1 protein-coding gene is annotated in these 249 nt (G+C 43.8%); it reads right to left on the minus strand.

The window, feature by feature from the left end; all coding sequences use genetic code 11:
* Window positions 1-249 (minus strand): T9SS type B sorting domain-containing protein (locus tag ACVC43_RS00135; RefSeq protein WP_452222526.1); only part of this gene is annotated, 249 nt, incomplete at both ends.

Raw genomic sequence — 249 nt, forward strand, 5'->3', positions numbered from 1 at the left:
TAGCGTTTAAGCGTAAAATGCGCACGAACCGATTTCTTTTGGTCTGTGCCTGGTTCTCTGTATTCTACAGTAAACCAGTAATCGCTTGTTGGCATTGGGTTACCATTGTAAGTTCCATCCCATCCTGCGCCTGTTGGGCTAAGTTGTTTTAACAGTTTTCCAAAACGATCAAAGATATAGATTATAGCATCTGGCTGGTCGCCTATGCCATAAATGTTCCAGGTGTCGTGGTAACCATCGCCATTTGGT

The sequence above is a fragment of the Lacinutrix chionoecetis genome (genome assembly GCF_053604665.1).